Origin of the sequence: Pseudomonas juntendi, from assembly GCF_009932375.1 — a bacterium.
In the GTDB taxonomy this organism is placed as follows: domain Bacteria; phylum Pseudomonadota; class Gammaproteobacteria; order Pseudomonadales; family Pseudomonadaceae; genus Aquipseudomonas; species Aquipseudomonas juntendi.
In genome coordinates this window covers 1-18,558 of the sequence record NZ_BLJG01000120.1, presented here as the reverse complement: position 1 = coordinate 18,558, position 18,558 = coordinate 1, and the positions used below count along the sequence as shown (strand labels likewise).

Annotated in this window: 18 protein-coding genes; 9 read left to right on the top strand and 9 right to left on the bottom strand. The window is 63.2% G+C overall.

Going from position 1 to position 18,558, the window contains the following annotated elements; translation table 11 throughout:
* Positions 1-117: 117 nt before the first annotated feature.
* The 3 genes from GYA94_RS16920 to GYA94_RS16910 form a co-directional block, all read right to left on the bottom strand.
* A complete protein-coding gene (locus tag GYA94_RS16920) occupies positions 118-474 on the bottom strand; it encodes a hypothetical protein (protein WP_161892745.1) in 357 nt (118 codons plus the stop codon).
* A 121-nt stretch (positions 475-595) separates the two neighbouring features.
* Positions 596-2,449: an Lnb N-terminal periplasmic domain-containing protein gene (locus tag GYA94_RS16915; RefSeq protein ID WP_054913978.1), complete on the bottom strand. Its 1,854-nt coding sequence runs from the start codon at positions 2,447-2,449 to the stop codon at positions 596-598.
* Positions 2,450-2,518: 69 nt separating this feature from the next.
* Positions 2,519-3,007 (bottom strand): DUF3015 domain-containing protein, encoded by a 489-nt coding sequence (locus GYA94_RS16910; protein WP_009686097.1) that lies wholly within the window; start codon positions 3,005-3,007, stop codon positions 2,519-2,521.
* A gap of 261 nt (positions 3,008-3,268) precedes the next feature.
* Between GYA94_RS16910 and GYA94_RS16905 the strand changes: the two genes are divergently transcribed.
* The 4 genes from GYA94_RS16905 (at position 3,269) to bamJ (ending at position 7,589) form a co-directional block, all read left to right on the top strand.
* Positions 3,269-5,707, top strand: a complete 2,439-nt coding sequence (locus tag GYA94_RS16905; RefSeq protein ID WP_154211140.1) for a Lon protease family protein — start codon at positions 3,269-3,271, stop codon at positions 5,705-5,707.
* A 162-nt stretch (positions 5,708-5,869) separates the two neighbouring features.
* Complete coding sequence (locus GYA94_RS16900) at positions 5,870-6,208, top strand: PA4575 family protein (RefSeq protein ID WP_009686099.1); 339 nt, start codon at positions 5,870-5,872, stop codon at positions 6,206-6,208.
* Positions 6,209-6,355: 147 nt separating this feature from the next.
* Entirely contained in the window at positions 6,356-6,844 is a 489-nt protein-coding gene (locus GYA94_RS16895) for a TIGR00645 family protein (protein WP_003247486.1), read from the top strand.
* A 127-nt stretch (positions 6,845-6,971) separates the two neighbouring features.
* On the top strand, positions 6,972-7,589 hold the full coding sequence (bamJ, locus tag GYA94_RS16890; protein WP_161892744.1) for a BamJ family beta-barrel-assembly machinery protein: 618 nt from the start codon (positions 6,972-6,974) through the stop codon (positions 7,587-7,589).
* 127 nt (positions 7,590-7,716) lie between these two features.
* Here bamJ and GYA94_RS16885 read toward each other — a convergent pair whose 3' ends face one another.
* From GYA94_RS16885 to GYA94_RS16875, 3 genes are all read right to left on the bottom strand, one after another.
* Positions 7,717-7,962 carry a PA4570 family protein gene (locus GYA94_RS16885; protein ID WP_009686102.1) on the bottom strand — a complete coding sequence of 82 codons (246 nt, stop codon included), beginning with the start codon at positions 7,960-7,962 and terminating at the stop codon, positions 7,717-7,719.
* Positions 7,963-8,045: 83 nt separating this feature from the next.
* The gene (locus GYA94_RS16880; RefSeq protein ID WP_009686103.1) at positions 8,046-8,387 is read right to left on the bottom strand and encodes a zinc ribbon domain-containing protein YjdM; all 342 of its coding nucleotides are present in this window, start codon (positions 8,385-8,387) and stop codon (positions 8,046-8,048) included.
* A 167-nt stretch (positions 8,388-8,554) separates the two neighbouring features.
* Positions 8,555-9,523, bottom strand: coding sequence for a polyprenyl synthetase family protein (locus tag GYA94_RS16875; RefSeq protein WP_161892743.1), 969 nt, complete (start codon positions 9,521-9,523; stop codon positions 8,555-8,557).
* Positions 9,524-9,767: 244 nt separating this feature from the next.
* Here GYA94_RS16875 and rplU point away from each other — a divergent pair, with 244 nt between their 5' ends.
* From rplU to GYA94_RS16850, 5 genes are all read left to right on the top strand, one after another.
* The gene (gene rplU, locus GYA94_RS16870) at positions 9,768-10,082 is read left to right on the top strand and encodes a 50S ribosomal protein L21 (RefSeq protein WP_003247466.1); all 315 of its coding nucleotides are present in this window, start codon (positions 9,768-9,770) and stop codon (positions 10,080-10,082) included.
* Positions 10,083-10,120: 38 nt separating this feature from the next.
* Positions 10,121-10,378 carry a 50S ribosomal protein L27 gene (gene rpmA / locus GYA94_RS16865; RefSeq protein ID WP_003247464.1) on the top strand — a complete coding sequence of 86 codons (258 nt, stop codon included), beginning with the start codon at positions 10,121-10,123 and terminating at the stop codon, positions 10,376-10,378.
* 188 nt (positions 10,379-10,566) lie between these two features.
* The gene (gene cgtA, locus GYA94_RS16860; RefSeq protein ID WP_029884881.1) at positions 10,567-11,793 is read left to right on the top strand and encodes an Obg family GTPase CgtA; all 1,227 of its coding nucleotides are present in this window, start codon (positions 10,567-10,569) and stop codon (positions 11,791-11,793) included.
* A gap of 85 nt (positions 11,794-11,878) precedes the next feature.
* A complete protein-coding gene (proB, locus tag GYA94_RS16855) occupies positions 11,879-12,997 on the top strand; it encodes a glutamate 5-kinase (protein ID WP_009686107.1) in 1,119 nt (372 codons plus the stop codon).
* A 22-nt stretch (positions 12,998-13,019) separates the two neighbouring features.
* Positions 13,020-13,463, top strand: coding sequence for a CreA family protein (locus GYA94_RS16850; RefSeq protein ID WP_161892746.1), 444 nt, complete (start codon positions 13,020-13,022; stop codon positions 13,461-13,463).
* A gap of 134 nt (positions 13,464-13,597) precedes the next feature.
* On the opposite strand, the gene mksF is transcribed toward GYA94_RS16850, so the two are convergent.
* The 3 genes from mksF to mksB are packed head-to-tail and all read right to left on the bottom strand — an operon-like array spanning position 13,598 to position 18,412.
* The gene (gene mksF, locus GYA94_RS16845) at positions 13,598-16,429 is read right to left on the bottom strand and encodes an Mks condensin complex protein MksF (protein WP_161892742.1); all 2,832 of its coding nucleotides are present in this window, start codon (positions 16,427-16,429) and stop codon (positions 13,598-13,600) included.
* The gene (mksE, locus tag GYA94_RS16840) at positions 16,426-17,133 is read right to left on the bottom strand and encodes an Mks condensin complex protein MksE (RefSeq protein ID WP_009686110.1); all 708 of its coding nucleotides are present in this window, start codon (positions 17,131-17,133) and stop codon (positions 16,426-16,428) included. Before mksE ends, mksF begins: the two co-directional genes overlap by 4 nt.
* Positions 17,123-18,412, bottom strand: a complete 1,290-nt coding sequence (mksB, locus tag GYA94_RS16835; protein WP_009686111.1) for an Mks condensin complex protein MksB — start codon at positions 18,410-18,412, stop codon at positions 17,123-17,125. The genes mksE and mksB overlap by 11 nt, the downstream gene beginning before the upstream one ends.
* Positions 18,413-18,558 lie beyond the last annotated feature (146 nt).

The window sequence follows — 18,558 nt, the reverse complement described above, 5'->3', positions numbered from 1 at the left end:
GATCGGCCTGGGCGGCGGCCTGGTCCTCATTGACGAATGCTCGGCTCATGCAAGGCCTCCTTGTGCAGAAGACCATCATGGCAGGCCGCAGGTTTAAAGAAATGTCCGTTAACGACCTCAGTCGTGGCGATAGGCCTTGGCGGCGCCACGGTCCTTTTCCTGCTGCCACTCGCGGTCGCGCTGGTCCCAGAAGCGCTCGTGGTACTGGCGCTGCTCTTCAGTGTTCTGCATGGCCTGGCACTGGCGAAAGCCATCGTCCCAGCCGGTTTCGTACTGGCGCTCGTGCAGGTAGCGGGGTACGTCCTTGCGAAAGTCGCCGACCATGGTGCCGGCGGCCTGGTGGCCACTGCTGCAGCCGTCCTGAAAGCCATCGGCATAGGCAGGGGGATAGCCATTGGCGAGCATTTGCTCGTGGGTGGTTTCACAGCCTGACAGCAACAACGCAATGCACACGCCGAACCAGTACCGCGACATAACCACCTGACCCTCCCGTCGATAGGGGCAAGTCTAGGTGGCGATTTGTCGGGTTGGTGTCAAAACAGTGTCAAAGAGTTGGTTGGGCCACACTGTTGCCTGTGCAGGCAACCCGCAATCTTCAGTAGTGGTACCACTTCAGCTCCAGCATCACCTCATTCTGCGCAGTGGCCAGGTGGCTGAACTCACGCGAAGCACTCAACCTCACCCCCAGGTTCTGGCTGATTTCCCATTGCTGGTTCAGGCTCAGGCTGCGACGTACTTCGCCATTGGTGAAGTAATCACCTTTGGCCTCCAGGGTCATGTTGCCCAGCCCGTTGCGCCACAGCAGCCCGCCGTTGAATCCCGCGGCCGGGGCAATGAATTCGGCGAAGTCGTTGTGGTGTTCGACCCGCACCGTGCCCAGGGCAAAACCGAGCAAGCCATCGGCCAGTTGCCAGGTGCCCCCGGCGCCACCATTCACATGGCTTACCAGCACCTCGTCATCATGCTTGCCGGGTACCCGCTCCAGGCCGCCAGCCACTTGCCATGACCAAGGCTTGAGCAAGGCGTTGCGTGGGGTCAGCGAGCGGATGGTGGCCAAGTCCAGGCGTTGTACCTGCCAGTCGTTGCCTTCGTACTGGCGCACCTTCAATTGCAGGATCTCGATCTGGGCGCCCAGCGGGAAGCCATAGGCGTTGTCGTTCAGGTCGTGGTAGGCCATGCGCAGGCCATACTCGGCGTAGGCACGGTCTTCGCGGGTGCCCACGCCCAGTTGCCAGGTACGTGAGTCATGGCCGTCTTCGGGCAGGCCGGGGCGCTCAACCTGCAGCGGCGGGGGCGGGTTGCCGTTGATCGCCCGCAGCAGTTCGAAGCTGCGCTTGGCTTGGCCCGGGTCACGCTCCTGACCGTTGGCACGGTAGCGCTCGAGGCGATAGGCGGCGTCCTGCACCAGCGCCTGGCGCTCGCGGGGCAGCGCCTTGAACGCAGGGCTCTGCAGTTGCGCGGTGTCGGCGCTGACCGCCAGCACCTGTTGCTTTTCGTTGTGGTCCAGCGGCTCGGCGCGGGCCAGCAGCTCACGTTCGCGCGAAGGGCGGTAGGTTTCGCTGGCGACCAGGCCGGACTGTTTCACGGCCTTGACCGTGTCGGTGGGGATCGCGGTCAGCGGAAACTGCGATGTCAGGTCCAGGCTTGGGCGGGCCACCTGCAGCAGTTCCAGCAGGCGGTACGAGCAGTTTTCGTCGAAGAAGAAGTAATCGAACTGGATCTGCTTCAGTTCCCACACATGCTCGACCATGCGCCCGGTTTCCTGTGGGGTCAGGTCCAGCTGGTATTCCCACAGGTCGCGGTTTTCCAGGCTGCGGTATTCGGAGAGCTTCTCTTGGTAGGGCATCAGCGCGAACAGCCCCGGGTAGCCGCCCATCAGGCCTTTCCAGGCATACAGGATGCTGTTGTCGCTGCCTTCGATGTAGGCGCCGAAGTTGATCGCGTAGCTCAGCAGCGTGGTGTCGTCGCTGCGGGTAGTGGACTGGTCGATGCGCAGCAGGGTGTGGCCGAACATCGACGAGGGGCTGTTCAGGTAGGCCGCCGGGAAAATCAGTGCGGCGCTGTGCGGGTCGACCGATTTGTACCAGGTGTTGAACGCCTGGCAGTCCGGTTGTGGCAAGCCTTGCAAATTCAGCTGCTCACGCAGCCAGCGGGTGCGTGCGGGGAATACGCACTGGGCATGTTTGTCGCCGAGGCTGGCCGGGGCGTACAGGGCTTGCACCGTGGCTTGCAGCTCCTGGTCGGGGTGGTGCGCACCGTCTTTGGCCAGGAAGAACGCGTCATCGTCCACATAGCTGCGCCAGCCGCCGAGCTTGGCGGTTTCGTAATGGCCCAAGGCAATCCAGTAGGGGGTATTGGCCAGTTGCTGGAGGCGGCCTTGATCCAGCACAGGGGCGGCGTGAACAGGGGCGCAGACACACAGCGCGAGGGCAGCGAAGCGTTTGAGCATATCGGGCAACTACTTCTGAACGATGCCGAAAAAGGCGAAACCCGCCCCCGAAGGGGCGGGAGCTGCAGCTTAGGCCTCGGTAGCGTATTTGGCCAGGCGTGGGTCGCCCTTCAGTACAGCGAGGGTGTTGCTGTGGACAGTTTCAGCGGTGACGTCGGCGCTGCTGAAGATCTGGTTGAAGTGCTGGTGGGTGACCGAGTTGAAGTAGCCACGGTCTTCCGGGGCCACGCCGAGTACCACGGCATAGGTGGTCAGTGCTTCACCTTGGCCCATGGCCATGTCTTCGGAAAGCTCGTTCATCATGCCGTTCATGGCGAACCAGGACTTGCCGCCGTAAGTCAGCGAAGCCTTGGTCGAGCAGCCGTTGGTGCCGGAGGTCATACCGAAGGTGGCGTTACCAGAGGTGCCGTTGGTGGTGGAAGCCAGGAAGTGAGCCGGCGTGCCGCGCTGGCCCTCGAACAGCATGTTGCCCCAGCCGCAGTTCGGGCCGCCTGGCGCTTCTGCCATGGCGTTGAGCGAGACCACGGTGAACAGAGTACCCAGAAGAATCCGTTTCATAGCTTTTTTCTCTTTGTCATAACCAAGGGTCAGTGTTTTCTGGCAACTCGGTTGCCAGGTCGGGAAAGCATTTCACCCACCCGCGCAGCTTGGAGTTTAGGCACGATCTAAAGGTTGCGTTGTTGATTGCGAAAAATTTGCTGTTCGAATACCTGCTCTGGCGGTGAGGTGCGGCGATATAAAGTCCCCGGGAGCCTTGCAAGGCGCGCGCGGGCAGCGCCAGAATGCTGCGTATCTGCCCCGCCGAAGTAAGGAAACCCAATGCCCGATCCTGTCGCTGCGCGCCTGCGTCTTGCGCCTGAAGCCCTGACCCGGCGTTTCTCACCCGAGCAGTTTGCCTTTACCAATACCGACGATCTGGAGCCGTTTCGCGGAGTCCTGGGCCAGGAGCGTGCTGTCGAGGCCCTGCAGTTCGGCGTGGCCATGCCACGCCCTGGTTACAACGTGTACGTGATGGGCGAGCCCGGCACCGGGCGTTTCTCGTTCGTTAAACGCTACCTCAAGGCCGAAGGCAAACGCCAGCAGACCCCGGCCGACTGGGTATACGTCAACCACTTCGACGACACCCGCGAGCCGCGGGCACTGGAGCTGCCGTCCGGCACCGCCACCGAGTTCATCGCCGACATGGGCGGGCTGATCGACAACCTGCTGGCCACCTTCCCGGCGGTGTTCGAGCACCCGTCGTACCAGCAGAAGAAGGGCGCCATCGACCGCGCCTTCAACCAGCGCTATGACCGCGCCCTGGATGTGATCGAGCGGGCGTCGCTGGAGAAAGACGTGGCCTTGTACCGCGACTCCAGCAACGTCGCCTTCACCCCCATGGCCGATGGCAAGGCGCTGGACGAAGCGGAATTCGCCCAGTTGCCGGAAGAGGTGCGCGAGCAGTTCCACGAAGACATCGCCCAGCTCGAGGAGCAGCTGAACGAGGAGTTGGCCAGCCTGCCGCAATGGAAGCGCGAGTCGAACAACCAGTTGCGCCAGCTGAACGAAGAAACCATCACCCTGGCCCTGCAACCGCTGCTGGCGCCGCTTTCGGAAAAGTACGCCGAGAACGCCGCGGTCTGCGCCTACCTGCAATCGGTGCAATTGAACCTGCTGCGCACCGTGGTCGAGCAACTGGTCGATGACAGCAAGACCGACGCCGTTGCCCGCAAGCTGCTGGAAGAGCAATACGCGCCAAGCCTGGTCGTGGGCCACTACGCCAACGGTGGCGCACCGGTGGTGTTCGAGCCGCACCCGACCTACGACAACCTGTTTGGCCGCATCGAATACAGCACCGACCAGGGCGCGCTGTATACCTCGTATCGCCAGTTGCGCCCGGGGGCGCTGCACCGCGCCAATGGCGGCTTCCTGATCCTCGAAGCCGAGAAAATGCTGGGCGAGCCGTTCGTGTGGGACGCACTCAAGCGTGCGCTGCAATCGCGCAAGCTGAAAATGGAATCGCCGATCGGTGAGCTGGGCCGGGTGGCTACTGTCAGCCTGCAGCCGCAGATGATCCCGCTCAATGTCAAGCTGGTGATCATCGGCTCGCGGCAGCTGTACTACGCACTGCAGGACCACGACTCGGACTTCCAGGAGATGTTCCGCGTGCTGGTCGACTTCGACGAAGACATGCCCATGGTCGACGAGAACCTGGAGCAATTCGCCCAGCTGTTGCGCACCCGCACCAACGAAGAAGGCATGGCACCGCTGACCAGCGATGCGGTGGCGCGCCTGGCCACGTTCAGCGCACGCCTGGCGGAGAACCAGTCGCGCTTGTCGGCCCGTATCGGCGACCTGTTCCAGCTGGTCAGCGAAGCCGACTTCATCCGCCAGCTGGCCGGTGACGAAATGACTGACGCCGGCCATATCGAGCGGGCGCTCAAGGCCAAGGCCACTCGTACCGGCCGGGTATCGCAGCGGGTACTGGACGACATGCTTGCCGGCATCATCCTGATCGACACTGAAGGTGCGGCGATCGGCAAGTGCAACGGGCTGACGGTGCTGGAAGTCGGCGATTCGGCGTTCGGCATGCCGGCACGTATTTCGGCCACGGTATACCCGGGCGGCAGCGGTATCGTCGACATCGAGCGAGAGGTCAACCTGGGCCAGCCGATCCACTCCAAGGGGGTGATGATCCTCACCGGTTACCTGGGCAGCCGCTACGCCCAGGAATTCCCGTTGGCGATTTCCGCGAGTATCGCCCTGGAGCAGTCCTACGGCTATGTGGACGGTGACAGCGCCTCGCTGGGCGAGGCGTGCACGCTGATCTCGGCCTTGTCGCGTACACCGCTCAAGCAGTGCTTCGCCATTACTGGCTCGATCAACCAGTTTGGTGAAGTGCAGGCCGTGGGTGGGGTGAACGAGAAAATCGAGGGCTTCTTCCGCCTGTGCGAAGCGCGTGGCCTGACGGGCGAGCAGGGGGTCATCATCCCGCGTGCCAACGTGGCTACCCTGATGCTGGACGAGCGTGTGTTGCAGGCTGTGGAAAACGGCATGTTCCACGTCTACGCCGTCAGCCAGGCCGACGAGGCGCTCAGCCTGCTGGTAGGTGAAGAGGCCGGGGTGCTGGATGACAAGGGCCAGTTCACCGAGGGCAGTGTCAACGCCCGGGTGGTGGAGCGCCTGCGGGAAATCGCCGAGATGATCAGCGAGGAGGAGATCGAAAGGGCGGAAAAGGAGCGCCTTGAGGAAGTCATCGCCCAGGCCAAGCCCGCCTGAGTCAATAAACCGGCGCTGGCGGCCATGTGCTACCGTTCAGCGCCGGTTTTCCAACTTTCTGTTTTGCTCTTCTATGCTGGAACTTAAGGAAGGAACAGCGTTCAGGATGGAAACAGCCTGAGGGTTTCAGGCTGAACAAGGCTCATTGGAGGGGACGCGGCCATGCGCAACCTCAGCCTCACACGCCAGTGCCTGGGCCTGGTGACCCGCATCGAATGCAGCATCCGCCCATTGGCCGGCGACACCGGCATGTGGACCTTGCTGTTCGCCGCCGGCATGGCCGGTGAACAACCCTCTGCAATCAAGGCCCAGGGGCCGTTCCATGGGCCAATGGTGGCCGAGTCGGTGCTGCATGCCATCGTCGACAGCCTGACCCTGCACGGATACCAGGTGGCAGAAGACCCGCAGATCTGGTGTTTGCACCTGCAGGCGCAGCTGCGCCGGATCAACGGCGAGCGCTGCCGGAACCTGGGGGACTACCAGTTCCATCCGGAGACCTGAGCGAGCGCTAAGGCCGCTTTGCGGGCCGATCGCGACGCAAGGCCGCCCTACAGGGGGTCGTGGTCGCCTGGATCGGGCTTTTGCTGCAACAGGTGGCTGGCTATACTCGCCGTCGCTTTTTTAGTCACCTGATGAGTCCCGAACTTAATGGAACGTATCCTCGAAAACGCGATGTATGCCTCGCGCTGGCTGCTCGCCCCGATCTACTTCGGCCTGTCACTCGGCCTGCTGGCCCTGGCGCTGAAATTTTTCCAGGAAGTGGTCCACGTCCTGCCCAACGTCTTCGCCCTCAGCGAAGCCGACCTGATCCTGGTGATCCTGTCGCTGATCGACATGTCGCTGGTGGGCGGCCTGCTGGTGATGGTGATGATTTCCGGCTACGAGAACTTCGTCTCGCAACTGGACATCGACGAAAGCAAGGAAAAACTCAACTGGCTGGGCAAAATGGACTCCTCGTCGCTGAAGATGAAGGTGGCCGCATCGATCGTGGCCATTTCGTCCATTCACCTGCTGCGCGTGTTCATGGACGCACAGAACATCTCCACCGACTACCTGATGTGGTACGTGATCATTCACATGACCTTCGTGGTTTCGGCGTTCTGCATGGGCTACCTGGACAAGCTGACCAAGCACTGAGTCGTACAGGGCTGTTCGCGCGCGCAGCGTTCGGCCTGGTAGCTGCTCGCGGCGGCCCAGTGTGCTAGGCTGCTCGCCCTTTTCATCAAGGGCGCGGCTGCACTGCGCCCTGCAGTGGAGCACGACAATGTCCGAACTCAACCTGTCCACCGACGAAACCCGCGTCAGCTACGGCATTGGCCGTCAGCTGGGCGGCCAGCTGCGCGACAACCCACCACCAGGCGTCAGCCTGGAAGCGATCCTGGCCGGCCTGACCGACGCTTTCAACGGCGCCGAAAGCCGCGTCAGCGAAGCCGACCTGTCGGCCAGCTTCAAGGTCATCCGCGAAGTGATGCAAGCCGAAGCGGCGGCCAAGGCCGAAGCCGCTGCTGCCGCGGGCAAGGAATTCCTGGTCGAGAACGCCAAGCGTGACGGCATCACTACCCTGGCTTCCGGTCTGCAGTTCGAAGTGCTGACTGCCGGCGACGGCGCCAAGCCAAGCCGTGAAGACAGTGTGCGCACGCACTACCACGGCACCCTGATCGACGGCACTGTGTTCGACAGCTCCTACGAGCGTGGCCAGCCGGCTGAATTCCCGGTCGGCGGCGTGATCGCTGGCTGGACCGAAGCCCTGCAGCTGATGAACGCAGGCAGCAAATGGCGCCTGTACGTGCCGAGCGAGCTGGCTTACGGCGCCCAAGGCGTGGGCAGCATCCCGCCGCACAGCGTGCTGGTGTTCGACGTCGAGCTGCTCGACGTTCTGTAAGATCGCCGGGGCCGCTTTGCGGCCCATTCGCGGGCTCGCCCGCTCCCACAGGTGTCGCGTTAGCTTCCAGGCTTGTGCAGTACCTGTGGGAGCTGGCTTGCCAGCGATGAGGCCGGCGTTGCCAACCTCAATTCCAATCCGTTCCCCCGGGGCGCAACGCCCGCGCATAGCAGAACAGAAACAGATTCCGCACCAGCTCCTTCAATACCCCCGGTTCACTCGAATTCAACCCACTCATGTCCAGGTCGCCCTGGTCACGCAGTTCGTCGAGCGCTTCTGCTTCGAGTACCGCGCACACTTCGCCGGTTTCCCGATGAAGAATGCGCAGGTAGGGGTGAGGGCGGTCCAGCCAGGCGTCGATCAGATAAGTCATGGCTACTCTCCTTGGAAATCGATTCCAATGAGAATAATTCTTATTATCAGAATAGCAAGCGCCAATTGGCGGAATTCATGGAATCAGACTTTGCGAACGAACTCGGACTTCAGCTTCATGGCGCCGATGCCGTCGATCTTGCAGTCGATGTCGTGGTCGCCATCGCACAGGCGGATGTTCTTGACCTTGGTGCCGACCTTGACCACCAGGGATGAACCCTTGACCTTCAGGTCCTTGATCACGGTAACGGTGTCGCCATCCTGCAGGATGTTGCCGACCGAATCCTTTTTCACCACCTCGTCGCTGGCAGCCTCGGCATCGCCGCTGGCCGACCACTCGTGGGCGCATTCAGGGCAGATCAGCTGAGTGCCATCCTCATAGGTGTATTCGGAATTGCATTTCGGGCAGGGTGGCAGAGTGCTCACTTCGGTTCCTCAAACAAACAGACGGGCGGTAGAAAGCCCGCATTGTAAAAGGTATTTTTCCAGAAGGGATTATGTCCGGACAAAAGCAACCGCGGGCTTGCCCGCTCCCACAGTGTCGGTATCAACCTGTGGAAGCGGGCAAGCCCGCGAAGAAGCGGCTCGGTGTGTCAGTGCGTGCGCGCGACTGCAAACTCGCTCAGCTCAACCAGCGCATCGCGGTACTCGCTGGCTGGCAGCACCTCAAGGCATGCAATGGCGCGCTTCACGTAATCACGAGCCAGCTCTGCGGTGTACTGCAGCGCACCCGATTCCTCGACCGCCACGCGAATCTGCTCGAGGTCTTCCAGGCCGCCCTTCTGAATGGCCTGGCGCACCAGCGCCGCCTGTTCGGCAGTGCCTTCGCGCATGGTGTAGATCAGCGGCAGGGTAGGCTTGCCTTCGGCCAGGTCGTCGCCAACGTTCTTGCCCAGCGTCTGCGAGTCGCCCTTGTAGTCCAGCAGGTCGTCGACCAGCTGGAAGGCCACGCCCAGGTGGTCGCCAAAGGTTCGCAGGGCGTCGCGCTGCGCGTCCGTGGCTTCGGCCAGCGCCGCGGCGCTGTGGGTGGAGGCTTCGAACAGCATGGCCGTCTTGCCCCGGATGACCTCCATGTAGACTTCCTCGGTGGTGCTGGCGTCGCGTACCCGCGACAGCTGCAGCACCTCACCCTCGGCAATCACCCGGGTGGCCTTGGACAGGATCTGCATGACCGGCATCGAGCCCAGCTCGACCATCATTTCGAACGAGCGCGAATAAAGGAAGTCACCCACCAGCACGCTCGGCGCGTTACCCCACAGGGCATTGGCGGTGGAGCGGCCGCGGCGCATGCCGGACATGTCGACCACATCGTCGTGCAGCAGGGTGGCGGTGTGCAGGAACTCGATGGTGGCAGCCAGCAGGCGCAGGTCGTCGCCTTCACGGCCCAGGGCCTTGCCACACAGCAGGACCAGCAGGGGGCGCAGGCGCTTGCCGCCGGCGGACGTGATATAGTCGCCGATCTTCGATACCAGCGGCACGCGCGAGGTCAGCTGCTTCTTGATGATCTCGTCGACGGCGCTGAAATCATCAGCTACCGCGCGGTAGAAGGTTTGGGGTTGCATCGGCTGCTCCAGTGAGGTTGCGCGGCATGCTAGGTCGCAGGTCCCGGTGTGTCAAGGCGCGGTGCCAGCTGGCCGGGGGCGGCACTTGCAAGCAAAACCGTGGTTGCGTACAATCGCGCACCCTAACTTCCTGGGCAGCACCTGCCTTACGCAATTGCGCCGGGCCGTTCCAGCCCTGTGCAGCCATGCCAGCCAATACTCATCATATAAAGCGCTGGGTGAGCAGGATTATCGGAGAAATACCATGTCTTACGCAGTAATCGTTACCGGCGGCAAGCAGTACAAAGTCGCTGAAGGTGAATTCCTCAAGATCGAAAAACTGGAAGTCGCCACCGGCGAATCCGTGACTTTCGATCGCGTCCTGCTGGTCGCCAACGGTGAAGAAGTCACCATCGGTGCTCCAGTTGTTGCTGGCGCTAAAGTAGTGGCCGAAGTCGTTTCGCAAGGCCGCCACGACAAGGTTCGCATCATCAAGTTCCGTCGTCGTAAGCACCACATGAAGCGTATGGGCCACCGCCAGTGGTTCACCGAGATCAAAATCACCGGCATCCAGGCTTAATCCCCTAGATCCCCTGAATTTATTTGGAGAATTGAACCATGGCTCACAAGAAGGCTGGTGGTAGTACTCGTAACGGTCGCGACTCAGAATCGAAACGCCTTGGCGTGAAGATGTATGGCGGCCAGGTTATCAAGCCAGGCAACATCATCGTCCGTCAGCGCGGCACCGAATTCCACGCTGGCTACGGCGTTGGCATGGGCAAGGATCACACCTTGTTCGCCAAGATCGAAGGCGTGATCAAGTTCGAGAAGAAAGGCGAGTTCATGCGCCGTTACGTGAGCATCGTCGCCGCTTAATCGCGACGTCGCTCCAGAAGCCCCGTCATGCGACGGGGCTTTTTCGTTTGTGGTGAGCCTCTTGCAAAGCTGTTTGTCTGGGTTGCCGGCGTTGGTTTCTACGGTCGTACGGGGCCGCCGCGCTCATTTTTGCAAGAGCCTCATGTTTTTGAGTCATTCAGCTCGTCTGCCGACGAGAGGCGGTTTTAATGAAGTTTGTTGACGAAGTATCTATTCGGGTCAAGGCCGGTGACGGCGGCAACGGTTGCATGAGCTTCCGTCGCGAGAAGTTCATCGAGAACGGTGGCCCCAATGGTGGGGATGGCGGTGACGGCGGCTCGGTGTACATGGTTGCCGACGAAAACCTGAACACCCTGGTCGACTACCGCTACACCCGTCACCACGAAGCCCAGCGCGGCGCCAACGGCGGCAGCACCGACTGCACCGGCAAGAAGGGTGAAGACCTGTTCCTGCGTGTGCCGGTCGGTACTACCGTGATCGATGCTTCCACACAGGAAGTGATCGGTGACCTGGTCACCCCGGGGCAGAAACTGATGGTCGCCCAAGGCGGCTGGCACGGCCTGGGCAACACGCGCTTCAAGTCCAGTACCAACCGGGCACCGCGCCAGACCACCCCAGGCAAGCCGGGTGAGCAGCGTGACCTGAAGATGGAAATGAAGGTGTTGGCCGACGTGGGCCTGCTGGGCCTGCCAAACGCCGGCAAAAGCACCTTCATTCGCTCGGTTTCGGCCGCCAAGCCGAAAGTGGCCGATTACCCGTTCACCACCCTGGTGCCGAACCTGGGTGTGGTCAGCGTCGACCGCTGGAAGAGCTTCGTCATCGCCGACATCCCCGGCCTGATCGAAGGTGCTTCCGATGGCGCCGGCCTGGGTATCCGCTTCCTCAAGCACCTGGCCCGCACCCGCGTGCTGCTGCACCTGGTGGACATCGCGCCGCTGGACGAGAGCAGCCCTGCCGACGCAGCCGAAGTGATCGTCAACGAGCTGACCCGCTTCAGCCCGTCGCTGGCCGAGCGTGAGCGCTGGCTGGTGCTGAACAAGGCCGACATGGTCATGGACGACGAGCGCGACGCACGCGTGCAGGAAGTGGTCGAGCGCCTGCAGTGGGACGGTCCGGTCTACGTGATTTCGGCCATCTCCAAGCAGGGCACTGAAAAGCTCAGCCACGACCTGATGCGCTACCTCGAAGACCGCGCCGACCGCCTGGCCAACGACCCGGCCTACGCCGAAGAGCTGGCCGACCTCGACCAGCGCATCGAAGACGAAGCCCGTGCCCAGCTGCAGGCCCTGGACGACGCCCGCACCCTGCGTCGCACCGGCGTCAAGAGCGTGCACGACATCGGCGACGATGACGGTTGGGACGATGATTTCGAGGACGACGAAGACGGCCCGGAAATCATTTACGTGCGCGACTGACCGGTTGCAGTACACTAAACGCCGCTCTCTGGAGCGGCGTTTTTGTATCCACGGTATCTACAGATTCGACATAGGTTGGAAGAAGATGCGAAGCAAGGTGACGGGCGCCAAGCGCTGGGTCGTGAAGATTGGCAGTGCTCTGCTGACCGCCGATGGCAAGGGCCTCGACCGCGGGGCCATGGCCGTTTGGGTCGAGCAGATGGTCGCGCTGCGTGAGGCGGGCGTGGAGTTGGTACTGGTGTCCTCCGGGGCCGTTGCTGCCGGCATGAGCCAGCTGGGCTGGACCTCGCGACCGAGCGCGATGAACGAGCTGCAGGCCGCTGCGTCGATCGGCCAGATGCGCCTGGTGCAGGCCTGGGAGTCGAGCTTCGGCGAGCACGGCAAGCACACCGCGCAGATCCTGCTGACCCATGACGACCTGTCCGACCGCAAGCGTTACCTGAACGCCCGCAGCACCCTGCGTACCCTGGTCGACCTGGGTGTGGTGCCCGTCATCAACGAAAACGACACCGTGGTCACCGACGAAATCCGTTTCGGCGACAACGACACCCTGGCGGCGCTGGTGGCCAACCTGGTCGAGGCCGACCTGTTGGTGATCCTTACCGACCGTGATGGCATGTTCGACGCCGACCCGCGTAACAACCCCGAGGCCCAGCTGATCTACGAAGCCCGTGCCGACGACCCGGCGCTGGATGCCGTGGCCGGCGGCACCGGTGGCGCGCTGGGCCGTGGCGGCATGCAGACCAAGCTGCGCGCCGCGCGCCTGGCTGCCCGCTCGGGTGCCCACACCATCATCATCGGTGGCCGCATCGAGCGCGTGCTCGACCGCCTGAAGGCTGGCGAGCGTCTGGGGACCTTGCTGTCGCCCGAGCGCGGCATGCTCGCGGCGCGCAAGCAGTGGCTGGCTGGGCACTTGCAAACCCGTGGCACCCTGGTGCTGGATGCCGGTGCCGTGCAGGCGCTGCGCCAGGCCAACAAGAGCCTGCTGCCGGTGGGTGTGAAAACCGTACAGGGCAGTTTCCGCCGTGGCGAGATGGTGGTGTGCGTCGGCCCGGACGGTGCAGAGGTCGCCCGAGGCCTGGCCAACTACAGCGCCCTGGAGGCGCAGAAGATCATTGGCCAGCCTTCGGATGCCATCGAGAGCACCTTGGGCTACATTGCGGAGCCAGAACTGGTGCACCGCGACAACCTGGTTCTGGTCTGAGGGTTTGGCTGTGTTGAAAAGGATGATTGCCGTTGCCGCGTTGGCTTTGCCCATGCTGGCCGGGGCTGAGGAAATCGGCCAGGTGTCCACCGTGTTCAAGTTCCTTGGGCCGAACGACCGCATCGTGGTGGAAGCCTTCGACGACCCCAAGGTCGAAGGCGTGACTTGCTACCTGTCGCGGGCCAAGACGGGCGGGGTGAAAGGCGGGTTGGGCCTTGCCGAAGATCGGGCGGAGGCCTCCATCGCCTGCCGCCAGGTCGGGCCGATCAGCTTCAAGGGTGAGCTCAAGGATGGCGAGGAGGTGTTCAAGGAGCGCACCTCGCTGGTGTTCAAGACCATGCAGGTGGTGCGCTTCCTCGACAAGAAGCGCAATACCCTGGTGTACCTGGTGTACAGCGACCGCATCGTCGAGGGCAGCCCGCAGAATGCGGTGACGGCGATTCCGATCTTGCCTTGGGCGCAGTGATCGCCTGGTAGATGGCCGGGAGGCCTTTGGCCTCCATCGCGACGCAAGGCCGCTCCCACAAAGGTCCTGCATATGCCGGTCAATGTGAGAGCGGCCTTGTGTCGCGAAAGGGCCGCAAAGCGGCCCCAGGTTCCTCAGGCCAACTCTTCGGCCTGATCCTCACGCACAACCGCTTTCACCTCATCCAAGCGGCTGATGAACTTCCAGTCCGCCTCGTCGATGTAGATGCCATTCGGCCCGCTGCCACCTTCCAGGTCGATCGCCACACGCGCCGATACCTGGGGCTTCACGCTCGCCAGAATCGGCACGAAGCCCAGCTGCAGGCTGGTTTCCAGCAGTGCCGCCTGGTTGCGCTCGTCGATGTCGGCCGCTTCGTCCAGGTAGTACGGCAGGCGAATACGGCCGGCCAGGTCGCGGTCCATCAGGTGCAGCAACAGGTACATGTTGGTCAGCGCCTTGATGGTCATGGTGGTGCCGTTGGACGCCGCGCCATCGATGTCGGCATGGATGACCGGCTGGCCGTTGACCTTGGTGATCTCGAACGCCAGCTCGAACAGGTCCTTCAAACCCAGTTGGTTGTGGTTGGCCGCCACCAGGCGCGCCAGGTACTCCTTGGCCTCTTCGTTCTTGTTGTCCTGCTCGGCGCTCTGGGTCAGGTCGAACACCGACAGGGTTTCGCCTTCCTCGTACTGGCCGGCACTGTGGATGATCTGGTCGATATGCTTGAGCGCTTCCTTGTTCGGCGCCAGCACCACGCGGAAGCTTTCCAGGTTGGATACCTGGCGCTTGTTGATCTCGCGGTTGAACAGCGCCAGCTGGTGCTCGAGGCTGTCGTAGTCGCTGCGGATGTTGCGCAGGGTGCGGGCGATGTCGGTCACCGCCGCGCGGCGCGCCTTGGCCAGGGTCAGGGCTTCGTCGGTGCGGTGCGCATAGGCGTTCACCAGCAATTGCAGGCGGCGCTCCATGTCGTCTTCACTGTCGAACTTGGCCACGCCTTTCAGGCGCACCTGGGCATACAGTGCCTCGATCTGGTTATCGACGCGCTGCAGGCTCTGCCAGCTGTCCTGGTAGTCGTTGAGCAGCGGCAGCAGGTTGTCCATCGAATCGTCGATGGGTTCCATGAAAGGCGTACCGTAGGGCAGGTCGGCCGGCAGCAGTTGGCGGCGGCGCAGGGCGTCTTCCAGGGTGCGCTGCTTGGACTCGAGGTCGCCGAGCTGGCGGCCGACCAGCTGCAGCTTGGCCGACAGTTGCTGGACGCGTTCGGTGAACGCGTCGCTGGAGCGCTTGAGCTCGTCCTGGGCGGCTTCCAGTTGCGACAGTTGCTCGAGTTTTTCCGGCTCTTCGGCAGCGAGGGTCTGGCTGCGGCGGTAGTCTTCCAGGGCCTTCTGGGCGTCCAGCACTTCCTGATACAGGGTTTCGGTCTGGGCCTTGGAGGCCGAGCGGTCGGCGGCTACGGCCTGCTGGGTCTTGAGCTGTTTCAGCTCTTTCTCCAGGCGCTCTTTCTGGTCGCGCAGGGCGGCGCGGTCGGCCAGGGCCTGCAGGGCCGGCGGGTCGATGTTGGTCAGGTCGATGGCCAGGCCCGGCGCCTCGAAGCGCTCGCCCTTGAAGCCGTCGAGCACCGCTTCCAGCGACTTTACCCACAGGTCGCTGTCGTCCAGCTCGATGCCGCGCTCGCCCAATGGCAGGCTGAACAGCGCACCGTTGAACAGGCGCATCAGGCGGTCGACGTCCTGCTGCGAGAACTCTTCGCGCAGGCGCGCATAGCTGTTGTTGTCGGCATGGTCGAGCTGCTGCTTGACCTGCTTCAGGCGCTTTTCCAGGTCGCGCACACGCTCGTCGAGGTCTTCGGCGCTGAACTGCCGCGACTGGGCCAGGGCACCGGCCAGTTCGTCGTGCGCGTCCTTGGCTGCCAGCAGTTGCTGCTCCAGCACCTTCACGTCATCGACCAGCGCAAAGCGGTGCTTGAGGACCGACAGCTCACCCAGCCAGCGCTGGATACCGGTGATTTCGCGCTCCAGGCGCATCAGCTCCTGGGTGCCGCCGCGCTGGTCGTTCTGCAGGCGGTCCTGCTCGCCACGGTAGTGCTCGGACTGGATCACCAGCTGTTCCTTGCGCGCCATGGCGTATTCCTGCCAGGTGCCCAGCAAGGTGTCGAGCACCGGGGAAATGCGGTGCAGCTTGCCGCGCAGGATGTCACGCTGGGCCACGCCGCCCGCCAGCGCCTCGACCAGCGGGCCGGCCGCGACCAGCGCGTTGTAGTCCTGTTCCATGCGGCGTACGTCGCGGAAGGCCTCTTCGCAGGCGGCGATGTAGTCGACGCTGCCCGAGCGCAGGCTGTGCTCGAAGGCATCGAGGAACAGTTGCTTGAGCTTGGCCGCAGTGATCTCGCGCATGTGCAGCAGGTTGATGAACAGTGCGCGGAAGGTTTTCAGGCTTTGCTCGCTGGTGGAGCGCAGCGGGATCATGGTCAGGTCCAGCGGCACCGACGTGTGGCCGCCGACCAGCAGCCGGCGCAGCTCGTCGGGCTTGACCTCGTAAGCCTTTATGCCCAGGCGCTCGAGGTTGGTGAAGAGCTCTTTCTGGCGCAGGCAGGTGTCGTTCTTCTGGTAGTGGGCCAGGTCCAGTTCGCCCTTGTAGGCGAAGAACTGGTGACCGAAACCACCGCCCGGCCCGCGGCCGACCACGCCAATCACGTGGGGGCCATGGGGCAGGCTCAGTTCGCAGAGAATGTACGAGGTGTCGCTGGCAAAGTAGAAGCGGCGAGACTGCTCGAGGCTGTACTTGCCGAAGCTCATGTCTGACATGCGTGCCAGGATCGGGAACTGCAGCGCGTTGATCGACGCCGATTTGCCCAGGTTGTTGGCGCCGTAGACCGACAGCGGGTGCTCCAGCGGGAACAGGCCAAGGCTGTAGCCTGCAGTGTTGAGCAGTGCAAAGCGGCGGATGCCGTAGCGTTCCTGGCTCATGCGTCAATCTCCTGTTGCTCTTCGCGGATGGCCCGGGCCAGGGCGTCCTCTTCGCTTTCCTCGCCTTCGAACGGCGTGAGGTCCAGCGGGTCGTCGGTGCGGTTGAGTTCTTCGGGGCTTTCTTCCTCGACCAATACCGGGGTCGGCAGCGGCAGGTCGCTGTGCAGCGTGGCGGCCAGGTCGCGGTCCTGCTGCACCGACAGGCACACGTCGAGGAAACGGTGCATGGGCGGCAGGAAGCGGTAGATGCCGCCCTCTTCGTGGGCGAAGCCCAGCTGAGTCATGCGCCGCAGGATCTTCTCTTCAAGCTCGTCGACGGTCTGCACCTCGGCCTGCAGGAACAGGTCGCGGTACTTGTCCAGCAGCGATGGCAGCTCGTCGCGGCCGATACTGCCGCCGTCCAGCACTGCCATGGGGTCGCGGCCCTGGTCCGCCAGGTGCTCGACCAGGATGAAGGTGAACAGCGACAGGCGTTGCGCGGTCTTGTTGACCTGCGCGGCGGTCATGTCCGGCACGAAGTAGTAGAAACCACGGGTGTCGCACACCAGCTCGAAGCCCAGGGCCTTGAACAGGGTGCGGTACTGGTCCTGGAAGTTCGACAGCTGAGCGTACAGCTCGGGGTCGCGACGGCTGATGTGGAAGCCTTTGAACAGCTCGCGGAAGATCGGCGCGAGCTGGGACAGTTCGGAAAGATCAAGATGCATGGGCTGGGCTCGCGTTGGGGTCGGTAGGCGCGCTGTTGGCGTCTTCGCGGCTGGAGGTCAGGGCGAACGAGCGCAGGCTGACCAAGTGTTCCTGGGTGGTGTACTCGCGGCGGTCCAGGCGTTCGCGCTTGAAGCGCTTTTCCCGCGACAGGCGCGAGAACCAGTACAGCAACTCGTCGGTGGCGCCTTCGGGCTCCTGCTCCAGCAGCCAGACCATCAGGTCGGGCAGGGGCAGCGCCTGTTCGCAACGTTCGGCCATTTCCTTGACCGTGCGTGGGGCGCGGGGCAGGGCACCGGACTGCGTCTTGTGGGCCTTGGGGAAGCGCGCCGGCTTGGGCTCGAAGCGGGCCAGGGCGTACACGTAGGCTTCGACCTGGCTGGCACTGCCGAGGAAGGTGCTTTGCGGGCGGGTGAACATCGGCATGGCCGCTTGCGGCACGGCATCCAGGCCCTTGCGCCGGATCACCGACAGGGCCAGTGCGGCGCCACGGGTCACGGCGTTGTGCCGACGGGCTTCTTCGCGCAGCGGCAACAGCAGTTCGCGGGCGTGGCGCAGGGTGAGCTGAGCGTTGGTCTGCATCTCCAGGATGCGCGCATGGGTGCGCAGCAGCATGTCGTCATCGACCAGGTGGCCCAGGCGCGCCTGTTCGCCCAGCAGCTTGAGCAGCACGGTCTCGACCTTGCGCACGCCTTGCTCGAAGGCGCCGTCGGCGTTGACCAGCTGGATCATCGGCTCGACGTACTCGTCCCAGGTGGCCAGGACCTCGGCATAGCGCTGGCGCAGCGGGATCTGGCGGTTGCTGGTCTTGGCCCGTTCGGCCACGGCCACCAGCGCCTGCTCGTCGTTGTCGAGCTTTTTGAGCACATCGCGCACGCGCATGTCGAGCAGGCGCAGCTGGCGCGCCAGGTCGTCGCTGTCGCGGTTGTCGAAGGCATCCTGGATGTGCCCGGCAAGGCGTTCCAGGTGGCGCAGGTAGGCTTCGATCTCCAGGCACAGGCCCAGCCGGTGCTCGCGGCGCAGGTAGGCGAGAAAGTCGTGTATCTGCGCATTGAGCTCGAAACGGTTCGGGCTTTTGGCCACCGGGACCAGGATGTCCAGGCGGATCCACACGTCGAGCAGCTGGGTGATGTCCTGCGGGGTGCTTTCTACTTGCTGGCGGGCCACATGCTGGCGCAGCTCGACCAGGCTCAGGGTGCCCTGGTCGAAACGCTCGCACAGCGGCTCGATCAGGGCCCAGTGTTCGGCTAGGGCGCGCAGGACGCGCTTGGGTTCGATCATTGGCTTCGACTCGTTGCCAAGAAAAAGGGGCGATTGTACTGCATCCGGGGGGTAGGGTTTCACCCCTTGGTCTGTAATGAGGAATAACCCTGAAGTGCTTGGGTGTATGACGGTGTTTCTGCAGTGGTTTTGAGATTGAGCGCCGC